This window comes from Vibrio sp. 1978 (genome assembly GCF_033344345.1).
The window spans coordinates 22200-46922 of sequence record NZ_JAWPOP010000029.1; the positions used below are offsets into that span (position 1 = coordinate 22200).

Below are 24723 nucleotides of genomic sequence, written 5' to 3' on the forward strand. Positions count from 1 at the left end.
CGTGTCTTATCTTTTATCTCTTTGAATCTCTCTCTTTACAATCAAGCTGTTCGTTAGATGTGAAACTTTTATGACGATGGACGGTTTCCTCTTGACGATATATCTTAATTAAATAAACATATACGCATATCCATATATAGGTATGTTCATTATGCTTCCACATCAGTTTTTTAAGCTGTTATCCGATGAAACACGCGTACGTTGTTTAATGCTCGTGGCCCGTGAAGGTGAAACTTGCGTTGGTGATTTGGCGTTTGCTCTGCAAGAGAGCCAGCCGAAAGTTTCTCGTCATCTTGCTCAGTTACGGTCCAGTGGCATCTTGGTGGATAAACGCCAAGGGCAATGGGTGTATTACGAGTTATCACAGCAATTGCCAGGTTGGGTGCGAAAGTTAATTGAAGACTTAGTGGCATCAAACTGTTTGAAGCAGGAATACCAAGACGACATCACACGCTTACACGATAAAAGTCGTGAGGCTTGCTGTTAACAGCGAATAGAGATTCAAGGTAGAAGATTAGAGGGTAAAACTATGACAATTAAAGTAGGAATTAATGGCTTTGGCCGAATTGGTCGCTTAGCGCTGCGAGCGGCATTTGATTGGCCAGAATTGGAGTTTGTGTTAATCAACGATGTCGCAGGTGACGCCGCTACGCTTGGTCACTTATTAGAATTCGATTCAGTGCAAGGTCGTTGGCATCATGGAGTTCAGGTCGAAGGCAGTGAGCTCGTCATCAACGGCAAGCGTGTCGCCACGACTCAACAACGCGATATCGATGCGGTGAACTGGTCTGATTGTGATGTTGTGATTGAAGCGACAGGCGTACATCGCAAAACATCATTCCTAAACAAATACCTAGAGCAAGGCGTGAAACGTGTCGTGGTAAGCGCACCTGTGAAAGAAGAAGGTATCGCGAACATTGTGGTGGGCGTGAACGACCATATTTTCGACCCTGAAAAACATCGTATCGTGACAGCAGCTTCGTGTACGACTAACTGTATCGCACCTGTGGTTAAAGTCATTCATGAGAAATTGGGTATCGAACAATCTTCTTTTACGACCATTCACGACCTGACGAATACGCAAACTATTTTGGATGCGCCACACAAAGATCTACGCCGTGCAAGAGCATGCGGCATGAGCCTTATCCCGACTACGACGGGTAGCGCGAAGGCGATTGTCGAAATTTTCCCAGAATTAAAAGACAAAATTAATGGTCATGCGGTTCGCGTACCTCTAGCAAACGCATCGTTAACAGACATCATTTTTGATGTGAAGCGTGATACCACAGCAGAAGAAGTGAATGCACTGTTAAAAGAAGCATCTGAAGGTGATTTGAAAGGCATCCTTGGCTTCGAAGAGCGTCCTTTAGTTTCTATCGATTATAAAGGCGACCAACGTTCAACCATCGTTGATGCGCAATCAACCATGGTTGTGGGTTCTCGTATGGTTAAGATTTATGCTTGGTACGATAACGAAATGGGTTATGCAACGCGCACAGCAGAGCTGGTTCGTAACGTTGGTTTGGCTTAAAAGGGGGTCACAATGTCTCATCCTACATGGCAATTAGATTTGGACTCCGGTGCTTTAATCTTAACACCGTGCCCAGGAACGAAAGGTGTCGATTTGCATGCGTCGTTAGAACAGTTGAAAGAGCAGGGTGTTCAAGCGGTCGTTACTGCATTAGATGATAGTGAATTAGCTGCGAAGAATGTCTCTGCATTGGGTGAAGCCACTCAGCAACTGGGTATGAAATGGTTCCAGATCGAGATTGAAGACGACTGCGCACCAAATGAAGAATTTGCGACGAAGTGGCAACAAGCCAGTCCGGAACTGCACGAGATTCTTGCTCAAGGTGGCAAAATTGCGATGCATTGTATGGGTGGTTCGGGGCGCACAGGTTTGTTCGCTGCTCACCTACTCCTAGAAAAGGAATGGCAGTTAGAAGATATCGTGCGAGAAGTGCAGGCATTGCGCCCTGGTGCATTTACAAAACCTGTGCAAGTTGAGTACATCGAACGCGTGGCTCAAGACGCTTGATCAGCTTAAATAGCTTTTGGTTCATTATGATCCAAAAGCTAAATTCGAGCTTCTTCAGGATACGACTGTTTACAAAAAAAGCCATTAATATTAACTAATGCATTGTTTTTAAGGTGTATTTTGCTTTTTATTGATGTTGGGGCATTTTTTAAAAATCACAGCAACATTATATTGGTCAATGTTGCTGTACAGGTTAGAAAGTATTTAGAACATGATGATCTAAATGCTTCTATCGCTGTACATATGAGGTCAATATGATTTCTCAATTAAGCAAAAGTATTCGTCAGTACATGTTAGTGACGTTTAACTATTGGAACTTTACGGTGACCGATGGCGCACTGCGTATGCTGGTGGTGCTCTATTTTCATGACTTAGGTTATTCCACGTTAGCTATTGCCTCACTGTTTCTTTTCTATGAATTTTTTGGTGTGGTGACAAACCTGGTTGGTGGTTGGTTGGGCGCAAGGTTAGGCCTAAATAAAACCATGAACATTGGTTTAGCGATGCAAGTGTTTGCGTTGCTGATGCTCGCAGTACCAAATGCATGGCTGACCATTCCTTGGGTGATGGCAGCGCAAGCTCTGTCGGGGATTGCCAAAGATCTGAACAAAATGAGTGCTAAGAGCGCGATTAAAACGCTAGTACCAGACGAGCAGCAAGGTGCGCTCTACAAATGGGTAGCGATTTTAACTGGCTCGAAGAATGCACTCAAAGGAGCGGGCTTTTTTGTTGGCGGCTTGCTGCTGTCTTGGGTGGGTTTTCAAAACTCGATGTTTATTATGGCGGGTGTACTTACATTAGTGTTTGTTTGCAGCATGATCTGGCTAGAAGCGGACATGGGTAAAGCAAAGAGTAAACCTAAGTTTCGCCAAATATTCTCCAAGTCTGAATCGATAAACATTTTATCCGCAGCTCGCATGTTCTTATTCGGTGCTCGTGATGTGTGGTTTGTCGTTGCTCTGCCTATTTATCTTGGTAGCGTGTTTGGCTGGGATCACTTGTGGGTTGGTAGCTTTCTCGCTGCGTGGGTCATTGCTTATGGGTTTGTGCAAGGCATTGCGCCGCGTATTACTGGCAAAGCGCAAGGTCGTGTGCCTGATGGTAGTGCAGCATTGGTGTGGGCAGGAGTCCTAGCGTTAATTACGGCTGGTATTGCTTATGGTGTGCAAATCGGTTGGCAGCCTGAATTGGTGATTGTGGTAGGTTTGATGATTTTTGGCGCTGTGTTTGCCATTAACTCTTCGCTGCACTCGTACTTGATAGTGAGCTACGCTAAAGGCGATGGCGTCTCGTTGGATGTCGGTTTTTATTACATGGCCAATGCGATGGGACGTTTGATTGGCACGGTATTATCGGGTTGGATCTACCAAGAGGCTGGTCTTGCGGCGTGCTTATGGGTTTCTTTTGCTTTCTTGGCACTGACGACGCTGATTTCAATTAAGTTGCCAAAAGCTGATGTTGCTACTGCGTAACTATCCCCAGTATCGCTATCTGTAGATGGTATAAATGGCTCCAAATCGGAGCCATTTTTGTTTCTTATGCGCCGTTTGGTGTAATCAGATTGTGTCGGTTTGGCATGGAGAGTGAATACTGATGCTTGGTTTTTGGTTCTCGTTAAGTGATTAGAGTGGTGATGAAATCCCCGTTGTAGGTCATTGTTGAGTTAAAAATAAGCAAAAACAGATTGTTAACTATTTCACTGGTTGAGATTTACCCTATGCTATAAACGATAAGCGACTCAAAGTAGGGAAAGGTATGAGAGAAAGGGTTCTGTTTTTTGATTTATTGCGCTGCTTCGCAGCGGTAGCAGTGATCGCCATTCACGTCTTGGCACCGTATCGAAATGAGTTAGGAGTGATTCCATTTGACCAATGGCTGACAGCGGTAGGCGTGAATAGCGTAACCCGCTGGGCAGTGCCAGTTTTTATTTTGATCACCGGAGCGCTAATGCTCAGTGACACTCGACCATTTGACGGTAAGTATTATATCAAAAGGCGTTTGGGCAAAGTTTTAGTTCCATTTCTTATTTGGTCGATGTTTTATGCATACCTTTCAGGCTGGACTTCTCAAGGCTTTGATTTTGAAACCGTAAAAGAGGTATTAAGCAATAGCCCATTCCAAGCAACGTATTACCATCTCGGCTTTTTCTATTACTTTATACCACTGTATTTTGTGATTCCGCTGTTTCAATGGATGGTACGCAACGTGGATGACAACGTCTTGTATACCTATCTCGCATTTTGGCTTTTCACCAGCACTCTGTTCTTGTTCAAGATTGATGGCCCTTGGAGTAATCAGATGTGGCTTTATATGGGTTACCTTCCACTGGGGTATGTTTTATTTCAAAAGGTACCTTTGAATCGCTCTATGGTGACCTTATTTGTTGGGCTAGGACTCGTGGCGTTGGCAGTGACCTTTACGATGGTTGTGACAAATAGCTTAGAGGCGGAGAAGTATACGGTTGGGCGCTGGCTCTCTTATAAAACACTGAATGTGATTCTAGCGGCTTCGATGATTTTTATGATCGGGCGTTACTTTGGTGAAGGCTTATCACCAAAAGTACAAAAAGTGGTCAGTGTGATCAGTCAGCACAGCTTGGGGATTTACTTACTTCACCCTATTTTCTTATGGCCGATGAAAGAGTTCGGTTGGTACACAGGACATCCTGCTTGGGTGATTCCAGTCTGGATCGTTCTAAGTGGATCTGGAGCCTTGGCGATGAGCTATCTCTTTTCTCGTTCTGCCAAGACTCGTTGGTTACTGCCTTAACGTTTGATAGCGAAGTGAAGGAACTTGTTGCCGCGATAGGTCAGTGTTCCCTTATCTCCAGGGTTGAGTGCATGGTAGTAATGTACTCCAATTTGGAATTCACGCTTTGGACCGATAGAACCACGTTGAACGTAAATCCAATACTCTTGATCGTCTTGACCTGGTGGTGCGTTTGGTATGTCTATCGCTTGTTTATCTAAAACCGTTACCTGCGCGCTTTGCTCTGGAGCGTCTTCGCCCACATAGTGCTTACTATAAAAACGGAAAAACACCCACGCGCCCAAGGCAATAAGGGCGAATAGGGCGAAAATAAGTGAGATTGGCATATTAACCTCCAATGTTTTATCGGGTCCCATTCTACAGAACTCGCTGACGAAACGATGAGTTGAGGTAACTTATTCATAATCTAATGAAAGGGACATGAATTTTATTCGGCGCACTTCACGGTTTATCTCAATGGGGACGCGATGAAATTGTTGCTTCATCTGTAAGCTACGTCACTAAAGCTGAACTAAGCAGCTTTCACTTGTCTGGCTATATGAGCTCAAGGGCACAAATTGAAAGTAAAATTGCACTTAACGGCTCGAAAAAGCTCTAAATTTATAGAAGAATAAAAATAATGAACATAGGAAGGGTCTGGTAAGGAGGGTTACGATGTCAGATATTGAAAAAGTAGTCATGCGTACCCGAACGATCGAAAAACTTTTGCGTACTCAGTACCATGCAGAAGGGAAAGGGTTGCACCAACTTATTAATAGTTGTGAAGAACGTTTACCGCATGACGTGATAGCAAAGCTTCGATTCATCGCAACCGTGCGTAACAAAGTGGTGCACGAAGACGATTACAAGCTGGATGATCGTAAAGGCTTTATGGCGGCATGTGATGCTTGTGAAAAAGAGCTGACACCAAGAAGCTCTCGCTTTATTTGGCGTACAGCAATTTTGCTAATGACGTTGATTACGCTGGCCGCTCTTGGTTTCTACTATATGCACTGGGATATTTTGTCTAAGCACATTCAGTAGAGCTATACAGATAAATAAAAAAGGACGCATTTGCGTCCTTTTTTATTTTAAATCATTGGGTTAGTACATCATTGGCAGTGTCATTAAACCCACAACCACTGCAATCATAACCAGCCCTTGTTTTTGAGAAGATGAAATCATAACACTACCCCTTAATCTTTGATGAACTCGATGAATTTAATATAGCACTGTTTTTGGGGTTTGATCAACATATGCTCGTTAATCTTTTCAAAAACCACACTTAACTTGTCTGGTTTTACGTGATTCTGACTAATGAAACTATGTTTTTTGTGCTGTATTTAAAGTGTTCACATTGTTTTATTTCTATCCTTTTTTGTTTTAAGTGTATGATTTTATAATGTTAAATGGTTTGTGATGTTGGCTTTGTAATTGTTTTTTGTTTCGAGTGGTATGTTGGGTGTTTATTTTGTCTGTATTTCTCAAAAATTGAGAAAATTAAAAAATGTGCTATGAGGTTGCATCGTCAAATCGAAAGCATGGAGTGAGATTTTCTTACCTTATGAGAAAATATGGGCTTCAAAAGTGTTTAGTGATTCTATGGTTTATGAAGTCCGCACTTTTATCTGTTATTGAAATTATGGTTTTATTTATCATTGACTTACTTTTCTTGTCTGATGTTTTTTTTACTGAATTAAGGTCGGTTTTCTTAGTTTTTACCCCTAGTCATCAGTGGTTTCTCCTCTCTTAGAGCGCTACTAAGACTATTTTCTATTTTGTGTCTGTTATTTATTCTTGTTGCCTGCATTACATACATCCTGGTGGTTTAATCGTCAGTTTGTGAAATGGCGGCTTACCTGGAGCACTTATCTGTTTTTCAGTTAAATAGTTTTAGAAAGCGTTGGTTATTGTGTCGTGTGATTTGATGGGTTCGGCTGATGAGCAAAGCTTGGCCCCAATGTTTAGTGGCATCATTCAGGCTCATCGGCTTTATTATTACGTAGGCTGAGGGTTACAAAATGTTTCGAATCGCTAGCGAGATCCAACTTTCGTAGATTGTGTCTTTACATCAAAACTGGTCTACCTAGACTAGCGGCGAGTTTAAGTAAAAGGTGTATACTGCATGTGGAGTTGGCTGGCGATAGGGCTATCAGGTGTGTATTCCGTGTTGGGAGCAAAGCAAGCTAACCCGACACAATCCCTCGTGTTTAAAATCTTTACTCTGCTACTTCTTCTTGTGTTGGTGTTAACTCAAGGTGCATCCGCAACATATACCTACTGGATTGCGGGTGGGCTTATTGTGTCTATGGTGGCAGATACGCTGCACTCGTTTAAAACTCGTAAGCTAATCTATTTTACGGCTTATCTGGTTGCCCAGGTATGCTACAGCAAGTCATTTTGGGTGCAGCTTAATGGTGAGATTGTCTGGTGGCTGTTGGCCCTGTTGCTTGCAGCGAGTATCGTGGCGTTCTTTTTGTTGCTACCTCAACTCGACTCTCTAGTATTCCCTGTTGTGATCATGGGGATGATGCTGGTTCAACTTGCTTGGGCAGCCGGTGAAGTTTGGTTACAAGTGCCGAGTTACGCCAATGCTATCGGCTTTAGCGGAACCTTAGTTCTCATCTATTCGGCGCTGGCATACGCGATACACGGTTATCGAAAACCGATGAAACACGCCTATTTGTGGGTGAGTGGCAGTTACTTTTTTGCTCATGCCCTCATTGTTGCCTCAATCATTTACTAATTTAAGTCAAAGCAGCTCTTGAGGATTTCAGTAAACTGAACGCATTGTTCTTAATAACTGGAGTCAATAATGAGTGAAATCCATGCTCACGAGCTGCTAAACCTACTTAGAGAAACACCAATGGATCGCGAAGCCCTCACACAGCACTTTGGTGCTAGCGTTCGCTTTCACACCTGTAAACTGAATGATCTAGACTTAGATGCATTACTAGCATTTTTGCTCAAGCGCGACAAAATTCGTGAGCTTGAAGGTAAGTTTGTGGTCAATATGGCGCGAGTTTGCAATCACTAAACGGCGGCTAAGATCGAGGGTGACTATGGTGTTTTCGCCCTCAGTCATATACTCATGTTGTCAGTTTGCTATACACTGGCCGCCATTTTTGAGGTGAGGCCAGAATATGGACATTCTTTCTGCAGCGACCATGCTGTTTCTAATCATGGACCCTCTCGGTAACTTGCCGATTGTGTTGTCTATTCTCAAACATATCGATCCCAAGCGTCGTCGTAAGGTATTGATTCGTGAACTACTGTTTGCCTTACTGATTTTGATGTTGTTTCTGTTTGCAGGACAAAGCATCTTAAGTTTTTTGCATGTCCAGCCAGAAACGCTCAGCATTTCAGGTGGCATTATTCTCTTCATTATTGCGATTAAGATGATTTTCCCGAGTGCTGGCAGCATCACTGGACTGGCAGCAGGCGAGGAGCCCTTTATTGTTCCGATGGCCATTCCTATGATCGCGGGCCCTTCAGTGATTGCAGCCTTGCTTTTACTGTCTTCGCAACATCCAGAGAAAATGTTGGAAATGTCAGCATCAGTCGTAATTGCGTGGGGCGCAACATTTTTTATACTGATGTTTTATGGCTTCTTTAATCGCTTGTTGGGTGAACGTGGCTTGAAGGCGGTAGAACGCTTAATGGGCTTGTTACTGGTGATGATCTCCACTCAAATGTTCTTGGATGGTGTAAAAAGTTACATTGGGTGACGAACGAAACGCAGAAAAAAGCCGCTCACAAGAGCGGCTTTTTCGTATCTTAGCGATTACATCATGTGTTTACGACGAATATCGAGTAGGGCAAAAATACCAAAAATCAGGATTGAATATTTTTCCCAACTGCTCATTTTTATTTTGTCGCCAAATGCACCAATGAAGATGGCCATTTGTAAACCGTGCATGATGAACAAAAAAGCGGTCATGATGTAAAGCGCAATCGCGGCATTGCCGGGAAAGGGCATAAAAATATTTAGGATTAATACTAACCAAACAAAGGCGATAGCCGCTTTGGCCAGCATAATTAGTGCTTTCATTTAAGTATCCTTTTAAATCGAGGCGTTATGCGGAGGTACGTTCGTAAAGACGATAGCTCACTTGGCCTGCTGTTTTTTCTCGATGTAATTGCCAGTTTTCTGGTAAGTCGGCAATATTGAGTTCTTTTTCTGTTTCAATATAAATCATCGCATCTTCCGCGAGCCAGCCATTTTGTTCTAGCAGAGCCACGGTCTCATCCAATAGACCTTTGCGAAACGGTGGGTCAATAAACACCACATGGTGAGCAGAACCCGGTTGCTTCAAAAAACTCAGTGCGTCGGTATTTACCACTTGGATGTTGTTCGCGTTAAGAGAGGCAACATTCTTTTGTAACTGTTGGAAAGCTTGTGGGTTTAGCTCAACCATGGTCACTTGCTCTGCTTGGCGCGAAGCTGACTCAAATCCCAAGCCGCCAGAGCCAGCAAACAAGTCGAGACATTTTGCCTGTGGTACATCTTGAGCTAACCAGTTAAACAGCGTTTCTTTGACGCGATCTGTCGTGGGGCGTAAGCCTTCAGCATCGTGTACAGGAAGTTTTCTGCCTCTCCATAAGCCACTAATAATGCGAACAAAGCCCGTTGTTGGCTTTTTTTGTGATGAGTTTTGCTGGCGACGTCTTACCATAGATTTTTTGACCGCTAATAAAGTGATACTATATCTAATCGCCCAAGCAATAAGCTTGGAGCTTGGATACAGCCCAGAATATTCAAGATGACAGAGTGTAACACTAATAAGATTAGAATTACCTAATCGGAAAGTTTTCAGAACTTTGTCATTAGCCTTTTTTAGACAGATAATAATCTTGTCAAAAAAGAGTCATTAATAGATAAAAGAACAATCTAGGATAGCCCCAGATGACGGAAAAAAAGAAGCGCGGATTACTTTCGTGGCTAGGTTTTGGTGACGAAGAACAAAGCCCAAAACCAAAAACTGAAGAAACAGTAAAAGAAGAAGCAGTGGAAGCGCCTTCTGAAGAGCAGCAAACCGAAGCGGTTGCTGAGCAAGCGGAAGCAACGCCAGAACTTGAAGAAGAAGAGAAACAATCAGAGGCTGCCCCAGCAGAAGCAGAAGCAGAAGCAGAAGCAGAAGCAGAAGCAGAGGAGCCAGAAGTCGTATCGGCCGCGCCTCGTGTTCAAGAACAAGAAAAGCCAACAGAAAGCTTTTTTGCTCGTCTTAAACGCAGCCTAAGCCGAACAAAAGCAAATATTGGTGCTGGCTTCTTCGGTCTGTTCAGCGGTAAGAAAATCGATGAAGACTTATTTGAAGAGCTAGAAGAGCAACTGCTTATTGCTGATGTGGGCATGAATACCACAACAAAAATTATCAACAACCTGACAGAAAAAGCCACACGTGGCGATCTGAAAGACGGCGAAGCCCTTTATGGTTTGTTGAAAGAAGAAATGGCTGAGATTCTTTCTAAAGTCGAACAGCCACTAGAAATCGATAGCAACAAAACGCCTTACGTCATCTTGATGGTGGGTGTAAATGGCGTGGGTAAAACCACGACCATCGGTAAGCTTGCCAAGCAGTTCCAAACTCAAGGCAAAAAAGTGATGCTTGCAGCGGGAGATACTTTCCGTGCCGCAGCGGTTGAGCAGCTACAAGTGTGGGGTGAACGTAATAATGTTCCTGTGATTGCTCAACATACTGGCGCAGACAGTGCCTCTGTTATCTATGATGCGATTGAAGCGGCAAAAGCACGTGGTGTGGATGTGGTGATTGCTGATACAGCAGGTCGTCTACAGAACAAAGCGAACCTAATGGAAGAGCTGCGTAAGATTGTACGTGTGATGAAGAAAATTGATGACTCTGCACCACATGAGATCATGCTAACGCTTGACGCAGGTACAGGACAAAATGCCATTAGCCAAGCGAAACTTTTCAGTGATGTTGCCCCTCTAACCGGGATTACTTTGACTAAGCTGGATGGTACAGCCAAGGGCGGCGTAATTTTCGCTATCGCTGATCAGTTCGGTATTCCAATTCGTTACATTGGTGTGGGTGAAGGTATCGAAGACTTGCGTCCATTTGAAACTCAAGAGTTTATTGACGCACTGTTTAGTCGTGAAGAATAAAAAGAGTTAGAGGAAATCAACGGTGATCAAATTTCAGCAAGTAAGCAAAGCTTACCGAGGTGGTCGACAAGCACTGCAAAAAGTCGATTTTCACCTGAGGCGCGGTGAAATGGCGTTTTTAGGCGGACATTCCGGGGCTGGTAAAAGTACCTTGCTGAAATTGATCTGCGCGATAGAGCGACCAACCGATGGCAAAATCCATTTTAATGGCCACGACATCACGCGTATTCCAGGCAAAGACATCCCTTTTTTGCGCCGCAATATTGGGATTGTTTTTCAAGATCATCGCCTATTGATGGATCGCAGTGTGTACGACAATGTCGCTCTGCCAATGCGTATCGAATCGATTTCTGAAAACGAAATCAAACGCCGTGTTTCTGCGGCGTTAGATAAAACGGGCTTACTCGATAAAGCTCGTTGTCTACCTAGTCAACTTTCTGGTGGTGAGCAACAGCGCGTCGGTATTGCCCGTGCTGTGGTTAATCGACCAACGTTGCTGGTGGCTGATGAGCCTACGGGTAACCTTGACCCAGAATTATCCAACCGTGTGTTGCGTCTATTCGAAGAATTTAACCGTGCGGGCGTGACAATCTTACTTGCCACGCACGATGTGGGGTTAGTAAACACTCGCCCACAGTATCGTCATTTTGAATTGAACCAAGGCTTCCTAAGTGAGGTAGAAGACTATGGCAGGTAACAAGCACTCCCAAAAGAAGGGGAAAGGCCGCAGTGCCAAGCGTGCGAATACCGATGGTTTTTTCTCTGTCCACGCAAAACAAGCTAAATCCTCTTTTAGCGCCTTATGGCAACGACCACTAGGCAACATTCTGACCCTAGCGGTCATCTCCATGGCACTTGCCATGCCAGCTTGTTTGTATCTATTGGGGAAAAACGTTGCAGGGGCAGCGGAAGATGTCGCTTCTCCTTCACAAGTTAGTGCTTACTTAGTTGAAGGCATGCCGGATGCGCGAGTGATGGTTCTCAAAGATCAAATTGAAACTTGGCCTTTGGTAAAAGAGGTAGAATATATTTCACCGCAACAAGGTCTATCTGATTTAAGCCAATATGCAGGGTTCGACCAAGCTATCAGTCTTTTAAGTGGCTATGCGCTTCCTGGTGTGTTGGTGATTACGCCAGATTCGGAGCTAAAAAGTGATATTCAGTCATTAGCCAAAGACGTTCGAGAGCAACAAGATGTGACCGACGTGAGACTTGACGAAGACTGGCTGGCGCGTCTTGATGCAATCAAAACTCTCGCGAGTATTATTGTCATTACCCTGACAGTGCTGATGCTCGGTGCGGTATTTTTAATCGTTGGCAATACATTGCGATTTAATGTGCTGGCGAATAAAGAAGAGATTCAAACCATGAAACTGATCGGTGCGACGGACAGTTTCATTCTGCGCCCTTACTTGTACACAGGTATGTGGTTTGGCGTGTTAGGTGCCACTATTGCGTGGTTGGTAACGGCTTTAGTGACCATTGTCATGAATAGTGCGGTGGAAGACCTTGCTGCGTTGTACGATAGCCAGTTCCGCCTGATTGGTCTAAGTTGGGATGAATCTTTGTTACTAATCATCATTGGGAGTCTTTTGGGATGTATTGCGGCGCGCTTTTCTGCGCAACGACATTTAAAAGAAATTGAACCAGTTTAAGTGATGGCGGTCTTATTACTTGGATTTTATTAGCACTAGCTAATTTTGAACCCTTGCTTAGACCAAATGTTTATGGATAATTGCTTCCCCTTCTTGAAACTTGTTCATTTTGAGTTCAAGATATCGAAGCTAAATTGCAATGTAATGCTCCAGATCAGAGATTGATGAGGAATTGAATGACAAAAGAAGCGTATCCGATGGCTCTAGTCACGCAAGATAGCCTTGATAGCTATATTCGCTCAGTAAACAGCTACCCAATGCTGACTGCAGACGAAGAGCGTGAGCTGGCAGAACGATTACACTATAAAGGTGAGATTGAGGCTGCAAAAGGTCTAATTCTTTCGCACCTACGATTCGTTGTTCACGTTGCTCGTGGTTACTCTGGCTACGGTTTGCCAATGGCGGATCTTGTGCAAGAGGGTAACATCGGTCTAATGAAAGCCGTTAAGCGTTTTAACCCAGAAGTAGGGGTTCGCTTGGTTTCTTTCGCTGTCCACTGGATCAAAGCAGAGATCCACGAATACGTGCTACGTAACTGGCGTATCGTGAAAATTGCGACCACTAAAGCGCAACGTAAATTGTTCTTCAACCTGCGTAAGTCGAAAAAGCGCTTGGGTTGGTTTAACAACGGTGAAGTGGAAACCGTTGCGCGCGAGTTAGGTGTTGAGCCTTCTGAAGTTCGCGAGATGGAATCACGCTTAGCGGCGGTGGATTCAACCTTTGATATGCCAACTGATGAAGACGACAGTTCAAACGCTTACACAGCGCCGATGCTATACCTAGAAGACAAATCGTCTGATGTGGCCGACAACATTGAAGCCGCCAACTGGGAAATGCATACCAACAATCGCTTGGGTCATGCATTAGCGAGTTTGGATGAGCGTAGTCAGCGCATCGTGCGTTCTCGTTGGTTAGATGATGAGAAAGCAACATTGCAAGACTTAGCTGATGAGTTCGGTGTTTCCGCCGAGCGTATTCGCCAGCTAGAAAAAAATGCAATGAAGAAACTAAAATTGGCCGTGGGTGAATTTTAATTTCCACTGCTAATTGAAAGTAAGATTTTCATAGAAAGCCGAGATCATGTGATCTCGGCTTTTTTATTGTCGATCGAAAATCGATAGCGTTTGCGATCCGGATTTTATGTGCTACCTGTGTATAACTCTGTGAAGTAATTATTTATCAACTGTTCGAAACCCGGACAAAATAAGGGATTCAAGCACTTTTCCATCTGGGGATAGTTATAGATATACACACAGTTAGATCAGGATCATCACTACATATTGTGGATCAAAAGATCCAAATACACTTTATCAACGCAATTCACAGCTTTATCCACAAATGGTTGGAATGTGTACACTTTTGGAAAACCTGATTATCCATGTGTCTAAGTTTGCCGTTGGATAGGTTACAATAGCGGCAGTATACCCAAGCAGCTTCAAATATGGATTTTATGCTGTACCACGGGTGCTGATTAGTACGTTAGGTTCGAGGTTGCTTGGGTATATTAATAAGACAATGAGAAAGTAAATGGATCAGTTTAAGCATATCGATGTACAAGGTGCGCAAGCGCTGCTCGAGCAGGGTGATGCGAAGCTTGTAGATATCCGTGACCCTCAATCGTTTGCCGTTGCGCATGCGGAGTCTGCGTATCATTTAACTAACGATACGATCGTTGCGTTTATGGATGAAGTGGAGTTCGAACAACCTATTCTGGTGATGTGTTACCACGGCATTAGTAGCCAAGGTGCGGCGCAATATTTAGTTAACCAAGGCTTTGAACAGGTGTACAGTGTAGATGGTGGCTTTGAAGCCTGGCATCGAGCAGAACTACCGATAGTGAGAAGTTAATGAAGAGATTGGTAACGTTAAATAATCCACGTATGGCGCAAGCCTTTATTGATTATATGGCCTCTCGCCAAATTGACATCGAAATGATGCCTGAAGGGGATGGGCAATTTGCGCTGTGGCTGACTGATAGCCAGCATGAAATAGAAGCGGAAGCCGAACTTAAGCTGTTCCTTGCTAACCCGTCTGATTCAAAATACAGCGCCGCCTCGTGGGACGTTGCCGATACTCGTAAGAGCACATTTCATTATTCCAGCCCGAGTATCATGAGCATGGTCAAAGCGAAAGCTGGCCCCATGACTTTGCTGATCATGACAGTCTGTATCATCATCTACTTGTTACAAATGTTTGGCTTTGGCAATGGCGTGTTTAAGTTGTTGCACTTCCCGGCTTTTGAGGGGCAACAATGGCAAGTGTGGCGATGGCTAAGTCATGCGTTACTGCACTTTTCAGTAACTCACATCGTGTTTAACTTACTATGGTGGTGGCAGTTGGGGGGCGACATCGAACGTCGTCTCGGTTCCGGTAAGCTATTGCAACTCTTTGTGGTGTCGGCAGCGCTTTCAGGGGCAGGCCAGTTCTATGTTGAAGGGGCTAACTTCGGCGGCTTGTCTGGTGTGGTCTATGCACTGCTTGGTTATTTGTGGATATTGGGTTACCGCTTGCCACATTTAGGCCTTACGCTACCCAAGCCAATCATCGTCTTTATGTTGGTATGGTTAGTTCTTGGTTTTGTGCAGCCATTTATGGCGATTGCAAACACCGCTCACTTAGTTGGGCTACTGTCGGGGATGGCGATTGCGCTGTTTGATTCAGGCAAGATGAAATACCAACAGCAAGCCTAAAGCAGATGAAATGAAAAGACCGCTCAAGAGCGGTCTTTTTTATGTTCAAAACGGATTTGGGTTTATTGATAAAGGTATTTTGTAAACAACAAATCGGCAATGATGGTTTTACCTGTTTCAGGCAAAAGCGTTTCGTTGAGGGTCGTCACTAAGGTTTTGCGCAGATCTTCTCGGCCAGACAGGGACTTAATCGTATCTTCTGTTTGCTTACCCAATAATTCAATCACTGCATCGCGAATCAAAGGTTGGTGATGCTCAACAACTGATAAATCTTGTTGACTCATTACCATGATGTCGATGCGCACTTGCACATAACCTAACTTTTTGCCTTTGGTGTAAAAGTTAGTAGTGAGGTCAGGCTCTAGGGTAAAGTATGCCAACTTAGGTCCAGCTTCTTCCGTTTCAGCCCAACTTGGTGCGGCGAATAGTATGGTTAACGCAAAAATAATTTGGGCTATATAACGTTTGTACATATTTCTAACTTTTCTTTCTCTGGATCGCGATATTCGAATCGCTTCAGTCTTGATACAATGGGCCGTCTATAACAAATAACGGAACTTACGGTTACATACATTACTATGGACGGTAAGTTGTTGCTTTATTGTACGCATAAAGCCTCCAATTGAATACTAGTATGAATCAGCCAACATCACTCTATCTTGCTTCTTTATTGGAAGTAGAGTGGCAAAACCCCGAAGAATTCGAATTTCCAAATGAATTTGCCAAGCATTGGCTTGAAGAGCAAGGGTCTTTGTCACGTCGTTTAAAACAGCACTGCCAAGCGTTAACGGTAGAATTGCTACAAAATCAGATCGTCACTGCAGCGACATTAAAACAGGACGAAAGCCAGTTATTGTCCGAACAAGATTGCTTACTGAGAGAGGTAATTTTGTGCGGTGACAATAATAACTGGGTTATTGGGCGGACATTGATTCCTCGTTCAACCTTAGTTGATCAGCAGTATGATTTGGCTCAACAAGGGGATATCCCATTAGGACTAACTGTGTTTAGCGCAGATAACGTTGAGCGGGACTCTTTGCAAATGGGATGGGTAGCCGTACCAGAAGGACGTTTGTTAGCACGACGCTCAAGGTTGTGGATGAATCACAAACCGATGCTAGTCGCCGAGTTATTCTTATCTAATTCACCAGTTTACGCTAAGGAGACAGTGTAAATGTCCGCAGAAAAAGCCAAAGCATATTGGCAACTGATGCGCATGGATCGCCCGATTGGTTCACTGTTACTGATGTGGCCAACGATTTGGGCGCTAATTATCTCAGCCCAAGGGATGCCAAGTTGGGATGTATTCATCGTGTTTGTATTGGGTGTTTTCCTAATGCGTAGTGCGGGGTGCGTGATTAATGATTTTGCAGATCGCAAAGTCGACGGCCATGTAAAGCGTACTAAGCAACGTCCACTGCCATCAGGGAAAGTGACAGCAAAAGAAGCGATTGGATTATTTTTGGTTTTGGGTATCAGCTCGTTTTTGTTAGTGCTGACCATGAACCCGCTGACGATTCAGCTATCCTTCGCTGGCATTGTGTTGGCGTTCATCTATCCATTTATGAAGCGTTACACTCATATTCCACAGCTATTTTTAGGCTTGGCTTTTAGCTGGGCGATTCCAATGGCGTGGGCTGCACAAACTGGGGAATTACCATTAATTGTTTGGTTTTTGTTCCTCATTAATGCTTTGTGGACCATTGCGTACGACACTCAATATGCGATGGTAGACCGAGATGATGATCTAAAGATTGGCATTAAATCGACGGCAATTCTGTTTGGTCGTCATGACAAGCTTATTATTGGTGTGTTGCAACTGATTACACTCGCGATGTTGGTTTGGTTAGGGCAGTTCTACCAATTGGGACAAAGTTACTACTGGACCCTTTTGATTGCAGCGTCGTTGTTTGTTTATCAGCAGCACTTAATTCGTCACCGTGAGCGTGAGTTGTGCTTTAAGGCTTTCCTTAACAACAATTATGTTGGCATGGTGATAGCGATAGGGTTACTGGTCGCATTTTGGTAAGCGAAGAAATAGAAAAAGGCATCCGATTGGATGCCTTTTTTCTTATTGGACGAAGGTAAAACGGTTACGACCGAAGTTGGTGAATACTCTCTTCGATCGTCAGTTTCACTTCTGGATAAAGCAGAGTGAACAGTAGCCGTGCAAATTGCTGCGTTTTCTTCGTGTCACAGTTACCATCGTTATCGAGGTATTTTTGCTGTTTGAGCGTATTGAACATCGCGGTAAACACACCTTTATCGAAGAATTCTGGCGCATTAATACCGTGCAAACGCCCTAGGCGCTGAGCAATATCTTGGCTCTTCTGCTCTAGGTCCGATTTACCCAGCTCAGGGTAAGCAACAAGCAAGTTCATCGCGATAGAGTAGCGTTGCAGCGTTTCAGTTATCGTACGACCTAGCAGAACCAAAGGCTGGTTGTTCGATTGATTGATCTCTAGCTTATCACCATCAAGACTAATCATTTTCTGATCGGCAAATTCATGCAGCGTTTTAACGACCAATTCATCTAACTCGTCTTCCTGGTAACTTAAGAACAGCTCTTTCTTCAAGAATGGGTAGATTTGCGCGACATTCGCTTGAATCTTGGCTACCGAAAGGTTGCGCTGACGAATGAGCATTTGGGCAATTAATGACGGCAGAGCGAACAAGTGAATGATGTTGTTGCGATAGTAAGTCATCAGGATCGATTGGCTACGGTCCAGCGAAATGATGTCACCCATGCTATCGGTTTCAATCACGAACTTATCAAGCGAAATTGCATGATCGACCAACTCCTCAGCACTTTCGGTAGGGATAGTGGAGGTGCTTGAGTACGGATTATTTTTGAGTAGCTTTAAGTAACACTCGATCTGATTGATCAGCGAGTCACGAGAAAGTGCACGTTGACGAGAAGCAAGCAGTGCGGTTGCACACAAGGTCAACGCGTTTGCTGCCGCCGCATCATTGATGTGCGTCATCATCTTATTAGCAAGGTCGTTGACCACAGGATTCATCCATTGTGGTTTGTTACCACCCATGCTGTCGATGTCTTTCGTCCACTCAGGAGCATGCTCGTTCAAGTATTGGTTGAGCTGAATTGGCTCACCGAAGTTCACATAGCCCAAACCAAAGTTACGCAGTTTACGCAGAGTACGCAGTACAAGCCCTGCGTTTTCTTTCTCTTTGCGTTTGCCACGCAGCTCTTTCGCGTAAGTGCCTACTTCCATTACGTGCTCGTAACCGATGTAGACCGGTACTAGTGTTACTGGGCGGTTTAGACCACGTAGCATTGCTTGGATGGTCATAGCCAGCATACCCGTTTTCGCTTGCAGTAAGCGACCTGTACGTGAACGACCACCTTCACTGAAGTACTCGACTGAATAGCCTTTGGCAAACAGCTCAGCTAGATACTCACGGAAAATGGTTGAGTACAGTTTGTTGCCTTTAAAACTACGACGAATAAAGAACGCCCCACCGCGACGGAAAAGAGGACCGGCCGGGAAGAAGTTCAAGTTAATGCCTGCCGCAATGTGCGGAGGCACCATGCCTTCATGGTATAAAACATAAGACAACAGCAGGTAGTCCATGTGACTACGGTGACACGGAACGTACACAATTTCGTGGCCGTCTTGCGCTAAACGACGCACAGTCGAGGCGTTATTGATGTGCAAACCTTGGTATAGTTTTGTCCATAACCAACTCAGGATGCGGTCGCCGTTTTTCACCAGACTGTAGGAGAAGTCGGCGGCGATTTCATCCATGATGTCGTGGGCTTCTTTACGTGCCTTATCAATCGAGATGTTTTTGCTCTTGGCTTCGTCAGCAATCGCCAGTTCAATAGCTGGAGATTTTAGTAAACGAGCAAACAACACTTGGCGTTGTGGCAAGTTTGGGCCTGAAGCAGCCAGTTTCTGGCGTGAGAAGTGGATACGCGCCACGCGAGCCAGTTTGTGCGCAATTGCGCTGTCGGTACCGTGAGAGTCTGCCATATAACGCAGAGATACCACGGGACTAAAGCGAACTAAGCAGTCGCGTCCCGCCGCTATTACTGCTTTGGCTTTTTGCGGACCATTCATCGGTTGAAGGTAAGGTTTTTGGTTCTCTTCTTTACCTGGCTTACGACCCCAAAGCACGGTTGCAGGGATCATTTGAACATCCAACTCACTATCCAGCTTGTGCAGTTCCAGTAAGTCAGTGAACAGAGAAACAGAATCGGTTGGGACATCATTATCGTTGTTCATCACAGTTGGACGCGCAGCGATAAAGACGAAACGGTTCAGCGTTTTGCCATTGATTTCCAGCGGGCTGAGCGGGTCGGGTAGACCAAGGCTCATGGCTTGTTTTTGCAGTGTCAGCAAATCCACGTTCGAGCGGAACGGCAGGGCATATACAATCGGTTTAGTTAGGTCGATGTTCAGATCTTCAATCGGGTTCGACGGGATTGTGGTGCCCTTTACCAGTACCGATAAAGGTAGTTTTAGTAATGAACGTGAAAATGATTGTCCAGAAGACATAAAGTTCACAGCCTCAATAGGTATTCAAACAGGCCTAACCTTATTTCAGTTTCCGCTTTGCATGTCTTCTCTATAAAAAGAGATGAGTAGGGCAATAGAAATAAGCCTAGGCGATAAAATTTAAGCGCTGCAAGGATACCAGAAACTGGTCAAACCTTTTAATTTTATTGGCTGTAAATTAGTCGAACCCCTAAGTTATTGCTTTGACTTGATTAACTGAAAAGTCGGTGTTTTAAACGAATAAAGAATGAACTTAATCGGTAAGCTGAAAGCTCCCCACAAATAAATTAAAAAACAACCAATTGGGTTTTCATTTGAGCATTTACTGGATATACTCACAGTTAACTGTATAAAAAGACAGGTGAGACATGAAGCCGTTAACGCCACGCCAACAACAAGTCTTCGATTTGATTAAAAGTAAAATCGACGACACCGGAATGCCACCAACTCGTGCAGAGATTGCGCGTGAGCTTGGCTTCCGCTCTGCGAATGCCGCAGAGGAACACCTAAAAGCGCTTGCTCGTAAGCAAGCAATTGAAATTATTCCAGGCGCTTCTCGTGGGATTCGTATCCTGCTTGAAGACGCAGCCAATGATGAGCAGGGTTTGCCTTTGATTGGTCAAGTCGCAGCGGGTGAGCCAATCTTGGCTCAAGAGCACGTAGAGGCGCACTACCAAGTCGATCCTGCGATGTTCAAACCGCAAGCGGATTTCTTACTTCGTGTAAATGGCGAGAGTATGAAAGACATCGGGATTATGGATGGCGATCTGCTCGCGGTGCATAAAACCCAAGACGTGAGAGACGGTCAAGTTGTCGTTGCGCGTGTTGATGATGATGTGACTGTGAAGCGTTTGGAGCGCAAAGGTTCAACCATATTACTGCATGCTGAGAATGAAGAGTTTGCCCCAATTCAAGTGGACTTAACGTCTCAGCACCTTACGATAGAAGGCTTAGCCGTTGGTATTATTCGTAATACCGATTGGATGTAAGTGCATTTAAGCAGCCCAGTTCATCTGGGCTGTTTTGTCTTTTCTCTTTTTCTACTTCCTCCAAAAGCTTGCTCATCATCTTGACCTTGTTTGTTTTGACCAATTTATAAGCTTGATAATGTAATTGATATTCATTATCATCTTTATTAATGTCTATGTTTTCTCTCTGGCGCAGGAAATGCCCATGTCTCAGTCTAAACATCAAGTTCCTAACCATTTATTAAAGCCACTGTTATTGCGTAGCCGTGAAAGCATGGTCGACAATGGCTTGGTGTACGATCCGATAGCTGCTAAAGCGTGTTTGAGCTGTAAGATGGCGCCGGACTGTTTGAGTGGTGATATTGCGCAGAAGCAATTGCTGCACGTGACGCTGACTCAGCTTTGTGACCAGCAGGTTAGTCACTTCTTACAGCAGTATCCCGATGCTTGGATAATCAATGTTGGAGCGGGGTTGGATACCCGCTTTTATCGTTTGGATAATGGACGCTGCCATTGGATAGAGCTGGATGTGACGGAAAATTTGGTATGGCGTCAGCGTTTGTTCCACAAAAATGAACGTTATGAACATCGCTGTGGCAGTGTGGATGAAATGTCGTGGCTAGAGACGTTAGCCATTCCAGAGCAAGCACCGGTACTCATTTTATGTGAAATGGCACTGCTCGATTGCACAGAGCGTCAAGTCGCGAAATTTATTCAAACCTTGGGTCGACATTTTGTTTCTGCTGAACTGTGTATGGTGCTGGCAGGAGATTTAACGGAAACCAAGTGGGGGAAAAAGCTTGGCTCTGATCGTTATGCTCATGGCTTTGAAGCGCCTGCAGCACAGATATTGCAATGGTTACCATGGGCACAATGGGCGAAAGCTTTCTCGCCATTCGATAGATTCTGTTCTCGTTGGAAAGCTTGGCAGCGTTGGCTTAATAAGATTCCAATGTTGAAGCATCGCCTCACGCCAGTCCTCGTTCACATCAAGTGGTAATTGGCTAGTCGTTAAGCGCTCAGGTACACTCGTCGATCTTACTGATGAGGTGCCTGTGACAAATTCAATCTTCTCTCCTTTATCTAACCCAAAAGTTCATCGCCAAGTCTTAGCTTTAGCGATACCTATGGTGCTGTCGAATATTACTGTTCCATTGCTCGGTTTGGTCGATGCTGCGGTGATTGGTCATCTAGACCACGCTTGGTATTTGGGCGGTGTTGCGTTGGGCAGCACCATGATCAGCGTGACGTTTTGGCTGCTTGGTTTTTTGCGTATGTCGACTACAGGGTTGGCGGCGCAGTCCTATGGCGGTGAAGACCGAAAGCAACTTGCCTTGGTGTTTATGCAAGGCTCACTCATGGCACTGCTGTTTGCGTTAGTCTTCCTTATTGCCCATAACCCGATTGCTGATTTGATCTTTGGCTGGAGTGACGCCAGCGCAGAGGTAAAACACTACGGCATGCAATATTTCTCTATCCGTGTGTGGAGTGCCCCCGCTGCGCTAATGAACTTTGTGTTGTTGGGGTGGCTGCTCGGGACGCAAAATTCCAAAGCACCAATGTGGATGGTGATCATCACCAACGTGACTAATATTGCCCTCGATTTGTTGTTTGTGATTGGTTTGGGGTGGAAAGTAGAAGGCGCTGCGCTGGCATCGGTGATTGCTGACTACTCAGGCATGGGTTTTGGTCTCATGTGTGTCTGGAAAACCTGGCGAGAGAGGCAATTACCATCACCTCAAAAGTTGCTAACCAGCACTCAACACGGTTTAGGGCGCTTCGTGAAATTGAATCGCGATATTTTCTTGCGCTCTTTGTGTCTGCAAGCGGCTTTTAGCTTTATGACGTTCCAAGGTGCGAGCTTTGGTGATGAGGTTGTCGCTGCAAATGCGGTTCTGATGAGCTTCCTGATGATTATCTCGTATGGCATGGATGGCTTTGCTTACGCAATGGAGGCCATGGTCGGGAAGGCGATTGGTGCCAAAGATAGGCAACAATTGAGTGAATCGCTTGTCGGCACTTTCTTTTGGAGTTTGGTTATTTGTTTAGGACTGACCGCGCTCTTTGGTTTGGCGGGATCGCAGTTGATCGCCATGATCACTTCAATTGAGGCGGTACAACAGCAAGCAGCGGTGTATCTACCTTGGCTGGTGGTGATGCCACTTGCGTCGATGTGGTGCTTTCTATTGGATGGCATTTTTGTCGGTGCAACCAAAGGCAAAGACATGCGCAATAGTATGTTTGTCGCGACCAGCAGTTTCTTCGTTGTCTTTTACTTGTTCGCCGAGTGGGAAAATCACGCGCTGTGGTTTGCAATGACGAGCTTTATGTTGATGCGGGGTATTGGTTTAGGGGTTATCTTTCTCTACCAATGGCACAAGGATACCTTCCTAGCACAATGTTGATATAAAAACAGCAGGTCCAAGCCTGCTGTTTTTCTGTCTGCTATCAAGAAGCATAGATTAGAACAAGCGGTTCAAACCATTCAACGCAGCGACACGATACGCTTCGGCCATTGTTGGATAGTTGAAGGTGGTATTGACGAAATACTCGATGTTATTCGCTGAGCCTTTTTGTTCCATAATGGCTTGACCGATGTGGATAATTTCCGCGGCACGTTCGCCAAAACAGTGAATCCCTAAAATTTCTTTGGTTTCACGATGGAACAATATCTTCAAGCTACCGATGTCTTTTCCTGCGATCTGTGCACGAGCTAGATGCTTGAACGAAGAGCGTCCTACTTCATACGGTACTTTCGCAGCTGTTAGCTCTTGCTCGGTTTTACCCACAGAGCTAATCTCTGGGATGGTGTAGATACCCGTTGGAATATCATCAATCAGATAGTTTTCTGCCTGACCTTTCGTAATGGCTTGTGCGACAAATCGCCCTTGGTCATAAGCGGCGCTTGCAAGGCTAGGGTAACCGATGACATCGCCTACAGCGTAAATGTGTTCGATATCGGTTTGGTAGTTACGGTTTACTTTTAGTTGTCCGCGAGAGTCCGCTTCCAGACCCACTGCACCCAAATTCAACTTATCGGTGTTACCTGTTCGACCATTCGCATACAACAAGCAGTCTGCCTTCATCTTCTTGCCAGATTGTAGGTGAATAATCACGCCATCTTCTGTGCCTTCGATTTTTTCATAGGTCTCATCATTACGAATTACCACACCGCTGTTCCAGAAGTGGTAAGACAGCGCATCTGACACTTCGTTATCCAAAAACTCCAACAAGCGGTCGCGGGTATTGATAAGGTCGGTTTTCACTCCAAGGCCGCGGAAGATAGAAGCGTATTCACAACCGATAACGCCCGCACCGTAAATGATGATATGGCGAGGGTCGTGTTTCAGGCTCAGAATGGAATCACTGTCGTAGATGCGCTCATGCAAGAAATCTACGTCGTTAGGCTGATACGGGCGAGAACCCGTCGCGATGACAAACTTATCCGCAGAATAGATTTCTTCTGTACCGTCGCTTTGCATCACTGCAATTGAGTAGTTATCGATAAATCGCGCGGTTCCGAACAAAAGTGTGCATGAGTTACGGTCATAAAAGCCCTGACGAAGTCGAGTTTGCTTATCAATGACCGATTTAGCATGACCTAAAATGTCAGAAAATGTTGCATGAACGCTGGTGTTGTTTCGACAAAATAGCGGGTTGCTATTAAATTCGATGATGCGGCTAACGGCATGACGCAGTGCTTTAGATGGAATAGTTCCCCAGTGAGTACAACCGCCGCCGACACTGCTTTCTTTCTCGACAATGGCAACATTCAGTCCCGCTTTGGTTAATCCCATTGCAGCCCCTTCTCCGCCAGGGCCACTACCGATTACGATCACGTCATAGTGATTAACATGCGCCATGATGCCTTCCTTGTTATATTTGCTTAACATTGCTTTAGCGCGATTTTAACTCATTTACTCTATTGGTACACGTAATGCCTGTTAGAGAGTGGAAGTGATCACGCAGAATCGACC

At 44.8% G+C, this 24723-nt stretch carries 26 protein-coding genes; 20 read left to right on the plus strand and 6 right to left on the minus strand.

Going from position 1 to position 24723, the window contains the following annotated elements; all coding sequences use genetic code 11:
• The first annotated feature begins 151 nt into the window (after nt 1-151).
• The 5 genes from R8N49_RS20895 to R8N49_RS20915 all read left to right on the plus strand — a co-directional run bounded on the left by R8N49_RS20895 (nt 152) and on the right by R8N49_RS20915 (nt 4807).
• The gene (locus R8N49_RS20895) at nt 152-487 is read left to right on the plus strand and encodes a metalloregulator ArsR/SmtB family transcription factor (protein ID WP_258489826.1); all 336 of its coding nucleotides are present in this window, start codon (nt 152-154) and stop codon (nt 485-487) included.
• A gap of 42 nt (nt 488-529) precedes the next feature.
• Complete coding sequence (locus R8N49_RS20900; RefSeq protein WP_005383630.1) at nt 530-1531, plus strand: ArsJ-associated glyceraldehyde-3-phosphate dehydrogenase; 1002 nt, start codon at nt 530-532, stop codon at nt 1529-1531.
• A gap of 12 nt (nt 1532-1543) precedes the next feature.
• Nucleotides 1544-2038, plus strand: coding sequence for a cyclin-dependent kinase inhibitor 3 family protein (locus R8N49_RS20905; protein ID WP_053307418.1), 495 nt, complete (start codon nt 1544-1546; stop codon nt 2036-2038).
• A gap of 254 nt (nt 2039-2292) precedes the next feature.
• Nucleotides 2293-3510 (plus strand): organoarsenical effux MFS transporter ArsJ, encoded by a 1218-nt coding sequence (gene arsJ / locus R8N49_RS20910; RefSeq protein WP_054575539.1) that lies wholly within the window; start codon nt 2293-2295, stop codon nt 3508-3510.
• Between the two features lie 283 nt (nt 3511-3793).
• Nucleotides 3794-4807, plus strand: a complete 1014-nt coding sequence (locus R8N49_RS20915) for an acyltransferase (protein WP_132937315.1) — start codon at nt 3794-3796, stop codon at nt 4805-4807.
• On the opposite strand, the gene R8N49_RS20920 is transcribed toward R8N49_RS20915, so the two are convergent.
• Entirely contained in the window at nt 4804-5133 is a 330-nt protein-coding gene (locus R8N49_RS20920; protein WP_005378719.1) for a DUF2500 domain-containing protein, read from the minus strand. The two genes, R8N49_RS20915 and R8N49_RS20920, sit on opposite strands and share 4 nt — an antisense overlap.
• Before the next feature lie 328 nt (nt 5134-5461).
• Here R8N49_RS20920 and R8N49_RS20925 point away from each other — a divergent pair, with 328 nt between their 5' ends.
• From R8N49_RS20925 to R8N49_RS20940, 4 genes are all read left to right on the plus strand, one after another.
• Nucleotides 5462-5830 carry a hypothetical protein gene (locus tag R8N49_RS20925; protein ID WP_005378717.1) on the plus strand — a complete coding sequence of 123 codons (369 nt, stop codon included), beginning with the start codon at nt 5462-5464 and terminating at the stop codon, nt 5828-5830.
• A gap of 1081 nt (nt 5831-6911) precedes the next feature.
• Nucleotides 6912-7532: a lysoplasmalogenase gene (locus tag R8N49_RS20930; protein WP_005389670.1), complete on the plus strand. Its 621-nt coding sequence runs from the start codon at nt 6912-6914 to the stop codon at nt 7530-7532.
• Between the two features lie 69 nt (nt 7533-7601).
• Nucleotides 7602-7823: a YecH family metal-binding protein gene (locus R8N49_RS20935; RefSeq protein WP_005378711.1), complete on the plus strand. Its 222-nt coding sequence runs from the start codon at nt 7602-7604 to the stop codon at nt 7821-7823.
• 106 nt (nt 7824-7929) lie between these two features.
• Complete coding sequence (locus tag R8N49_RS20940) at nt 7930-8514, plus strand: YhgN family NAAT transporter (protein WP_005389671.1); 585 nt, start codon at nt 7930-7932, stop codon at nt 8512-8514.
• 56 nt (nt 8515-8570) lie between these two features.
• Here R8N49_RS20940 and R8N49_RS20945 read toward each other — a convergent pair whose 3' ends face one another.
• Nucleotides 8571-8837, minus strand: coding sequence for a DUF1145 domain-containing protein (locus R8N49_RS20945; RefSeq protein WP_005378704.1), 267 nt, complete (start codon nt 8835-8837; stop codon nt 8571-8573).
• 25 nt (nt 8838-8862) lie between these two features.
• Nucleotides 8863-9462, minus strand: a complete 600-nt coding sequence (gene rsmD, locus R8N49_RS20950; protein WP_005378702.1) for a 16S rRNA (guanine(966)-N(2))-methyltransferase RsmD — start codon at nt 9460-9462, stop codon at nt 8863-8865.
• A gap of 230 nt (nt 9463-9692) precedes the next feature.
• Between rsmD and ftsY the strand changes: the two genes are divergently transcribed.
• The 6 genes from ftsY (at nt 9693) to glpG (ending at nt 15258) form a co-directional block, all read left to right on the plus strand.
• Complete coding sequence (gene ftsY / locus R8N49_RS20955) at nt 9693-10913, plus strand: signal recognition particle-docking protein FtsY (RefSeq protein WP_151514319.1); 1221 nt, start codon at nt 9693-9695, stop codon at nt 10911-10913.
• A 22-nt stretch (nt 10914-10935) separates the two neighbouring features.
• The gene (gene ftsE / locus R8N49_RS20960; RefSeq protein ID WP_005378697.1) at nt 10936-11610 is read left to right on the plus strand and encodes a cell division ATP-binding protein FtsE; all 675 of its coding nucleotides are present in this window, start codon (nt 10936-10938) and stop codon (nt 11608-11610) included.
• Nucleotides 11600-12568 (plus strand): permease-like cell division protein FtsX, encoded by a 969-nt coding sequence (gene ftsX, locus R8N49_RS20965; RefSeq protein ID WP_005378695.1) that lies wholly within the window; start codon nt 11600-11602, stop codon nt 12566-12568. Before ftsE ends, ftsX begins: the two co-directional genes overlap by 11 nt.
• Nucleotides 12569-12744: 176 nt before the next feature.
• Nucleotides 12745-13602: an RNA polymerase sigma factor RpoH gene (rpoH, locus tag R8N49_RS20970; RefSeq protein ID WP_005378693.1), complete on the plus strand. Its 858-nt coding sequence runs from the start codon at nt 12745-12747 to the stop codon at nt 13600-13602.
• A 493-nt stretch (nt 13603-14095) separates the two neighbouring features.
• Entirely contained in the window at nt 14096-14416 is a 321-nt protein-coding gene (gene glpE / locus R8N49_RS20975; RefSeq protein WP_005378691.1) for a thiosulfate sulfurtransferase GlpE, read from the plus strand.
• Nucleotides 14416-15258, plus strand: a complete 843-nt coding sequence (glpG, locus tag R8N49_RS20980; protein ID WP_017636076.1) for a rhomboid family intramembrane serine protease GlpG — start codon at nt 14416-14418, stop codon at nt 15256-15258. Before glpE ends, glpG begins: the two co-directional genes overlap by 1 nt.
• A gap of 62 nt (nt 15259-15320) precedes the next feature.
• Here the strand turns inward: glpG and R8N49_RS20985 are convergent, their stop codons facing one another.
• Nucleotides 15321-15731 (minus strand): flagellar basal body-associated protein FliL, encoded by a 411-nt coding sequence (locus tag R8N49_RS20985; RefSeq protein WP_005378687.1) that lies wholly within the window; start codon nt 15729-15731, stop codon nt 15321-15323.
• Nucleotides 15732-15892: 161 nt separating this feature from the next.
• Here R8N49_RS20985 and R8N49_RS20990 point away from each other — a divergent pair, with 161 nt between their 5' ends.
• Together R8N49_RS20990 and ubiA are read left to right on the plus strand one after the other, a co-directional pair.
• A complete protein-coding gene (locus R8N49_RS20990; RefSeq protein WP_005378686.1) occupies nt 15893-16432 on the plus strand; it encodes a chorismate lyase in 540 nt (179 codons plus the stop codon).
• Nucleotides 16433-17287, plus strand: coding sequence for a 4-hydroxybenzoate octaprenyltransferase (ubiA, locus tag R8N49_RS20995; protein WP_005378684.1), 855 nt, complete (start codon nt 16433-16435; stop codon nt 17285-17287).
• A gap of 64 nt (nt 17288-17351) precedes the next feature.
• Here ubiA and plsB read toward each other — a convergent pair whose 3' ends face one another.
• A complete protein-coding gene (gene plsB / locus R8N49_RS21000) occupies nt 17352-19778 on the minus strand; it encodes a glycerol-3-phosphate 1-O-acyltransferase PlsB (protein ID WP_104979835.1) in 2427 nt (808 codons plus the stop codon).
• A gap of 368 nt (nt 19779-20146) precedes the next feature.
• On the opposite strand from plsB, the gene lexA reads away from it, so the two are divergent.
• The 3 genes from lexA (at nt 20147) to dinF (ending at nt 23151) form a co-directional block, all read left to right on the plus strand.
• Complete coding sequence (gene lexA, locus R8N49_RS21005; RefSeq protein WP_005378682.1) at nt 20147-20767, plus strand: transcriptional repressor LexA; 621 nt, start codon at nt 20147-20149, stop codon at nt 20765-20767.
• A gap of 184 nt (nt 20768-20951) precedes the next feature.
• On the plus strand, nt 20952-21746 hold the full coding sequence (locus R8N49_RS21010) for a class I SAM-dependent methyltransferase (RefSeq protein ID WP_025768172.1): 795 nt from the start codon (nt 20952-20954) through the stop codon (nt 21744-21746).
• A gap of 55 nt (nt 21747-21801) precedes the next feature.
• Nucleotides 21802-23151, plus strand: coding sequence for an MATE family efflux transporter DinF (gene dinF / locus R8N49_RS21015; RefSeq protein WP_186584595.1), 1350 nt, complete (start codon nt 21802-21804; stop codon nt 23149-23151).
• A 57-nt stretch (nt 23152-23208) separates the two neighbouring features.
• Here the strand turns inward: dinF and sthA are convergent, their stop codons facing one another.
• Nucleotides 23209-24639, minus strand: a complete 1431-nt coding sequence (sthA, locus tag R8N49_RS21020; protein ID WP_186584596.1) for a Si-specific NAD(P)(+) transhydrogenase — start codon at nt 24637-24639, stop codon at nt 23209-23211.
• Between the last annotated feature and the right edge of the window lie 84 nt (nt 24640-24723).

Coding starts and splice junctions, on each gene's coding strand:
- R8N49_RS20990 (WP_005378686.1), top strand. CDS start 15,893: ATGAATCAGCCAACATCACTCTATCTTGCTTCTTTATTGGAAGTAGAG.
- glpG (WP_017636076.1), top strand. CDS start 14,416: ATGAAGAGATTGGTAACGTTAAATAATCCACGTATGGCGCAAGCCTTT.
- R8N49_RS20925 (WP_005378717.1), top strand. CDS start 5,462: ATGTCAGATATTGAAAAAGTAGTCATGCGTACCCGAACGATCGAAAAA.
- arsJ (WP_054575539.1), top strand. CDS start 2,293: ATGATTTCTCAATTAAGCAAAAGTATTCGTCAGTACATGTTAGTGACG.
- R8N49_RS20900 (WP_005383630.1), top strand. CDS start 530: ATGACAATTAAAGTAGGAATTAATGGCTTTGGCCGAATTGGTCGCTTA.
- lexA (WP_005378682.1), top strand. CDS start 20,147: ATGAAGCCGTTAACGCCACGCCAACAACAAGTCTTCGATTTGATTAAA.
- R8N49_RS21010 (WP_025768172.1), top strand. CDS start 20,952: ATGTCTCAGTCTAAACATCAAGTTCCTAACCATTTATTAAAGCCACTG.
- R8N49_RS20985 (WP_005378687.1), bottom strand. CDS start 15,731: ATGTACAAACGTTATATAGCCCAAATTATTTTTGCGTTAACCATACTA.
- rsmD (WP_005378702.1), bottom strand. CDS start 9,462: ATGGTAAGACGTCGCCAGCAAAACTCATCACAAAAAAAGCCAACAACG.
- rpoH (WP_005378693.1), top strand. CDS start 12,745: ATGACAAAAGAAGCGTATCCGATGGCTCTAGTCACGCAAGATAGCCTT.
- R8N49_RS20920 (WP_005378719.1), bottom strand. CDS start 5,133: ATGCCAATCTCACTTATTTTCGCCCTATTCGCCCTTATTGCCTTGGGC.
- R8N49_RS20905 (WP_053307418.1), top strand. CDS start 1,544: ATGTCTCATCCTACATGGCAATTAGATTTGGACTCCGGTGCTTTAATC.
- sthA (WP_186584596.1), bottom strand. CDS start 24,639: ATGTTAAGCAAATATAACAAGGAAGGCATCATGGCGCATGTTAATCAC.
- R8N49_RS20930 (WP_005389670.1), top strand. CDS start 6,912: ATGTGGAGTTGGCTGGCGATAGGGCTATCAGGTGTGTATTCCGTGTTG.
- R8N49_RS20915 (WP_132937315.1), top strand. CDS start 3,794: ATGAGAGAAAGGGTTCTGTTTTTTGATTTATTGCGCTGCTTCGCAGCG.
- R8N49_RS20945 (WP_005378704.1), bottom strand. CDS start 8,837: ATGAAAGCACTAATTATGCTGGCCAAAGCGGCTATCGCCTTTGTTTGG.
- plsB (WP_104979835.1), bottom strand. CDS start 19,778: ATGTCTTCTGGACAATCATTTTCACGTTCATTACTAAAACTACCTTTA.
- ubiA (WP_005378684.1), top strand. CDS start 16,433: ATGTCCGCAGAAAAAGCCAAAGCATATTGGCAACTGATGCGCATGGAT.
- R8N49_RS20895 (WP_258489826.1), top strand. CDS start 152: ATGCTTCCACATCAGTTTTTTAAGCTGTTATCCGATGAAACACGCGTA.
- glpE (WP_005378691.1), top strand. CDS start 14,096: ATGGATCAGTTTAAGCATATCGATGTACAAGGTGCGCAAGCGCTGCTC.
- ftsY (WP_151514319.1), top strand. CDS start 9,693: ATGACGGAAAAAAAGAAGCGCGGATTACTTTCGTGGCTAGGTTTTGGT.
- R8N49_RS20935 (WP_005378711.1), top strand. CDS start 7,602: ATGAGTGAAATCCATGCTCACGAGCTGCTAAACCTACTTAGAGAAACA.
- ftsX (WP_005378695.1), top strand. CDS start 11,600: ATGGCAGGTAACAAGCACTCCCAAAAGAAGGGGAAAGGCCGCAGTGCC.
- R8N49_RS20940 (WP_005389671.1), top strand. CDS start 7,930: ATGGACATTCTTTCTGCAGCGACCATGCTGTTTCTAATCATGGACCCT.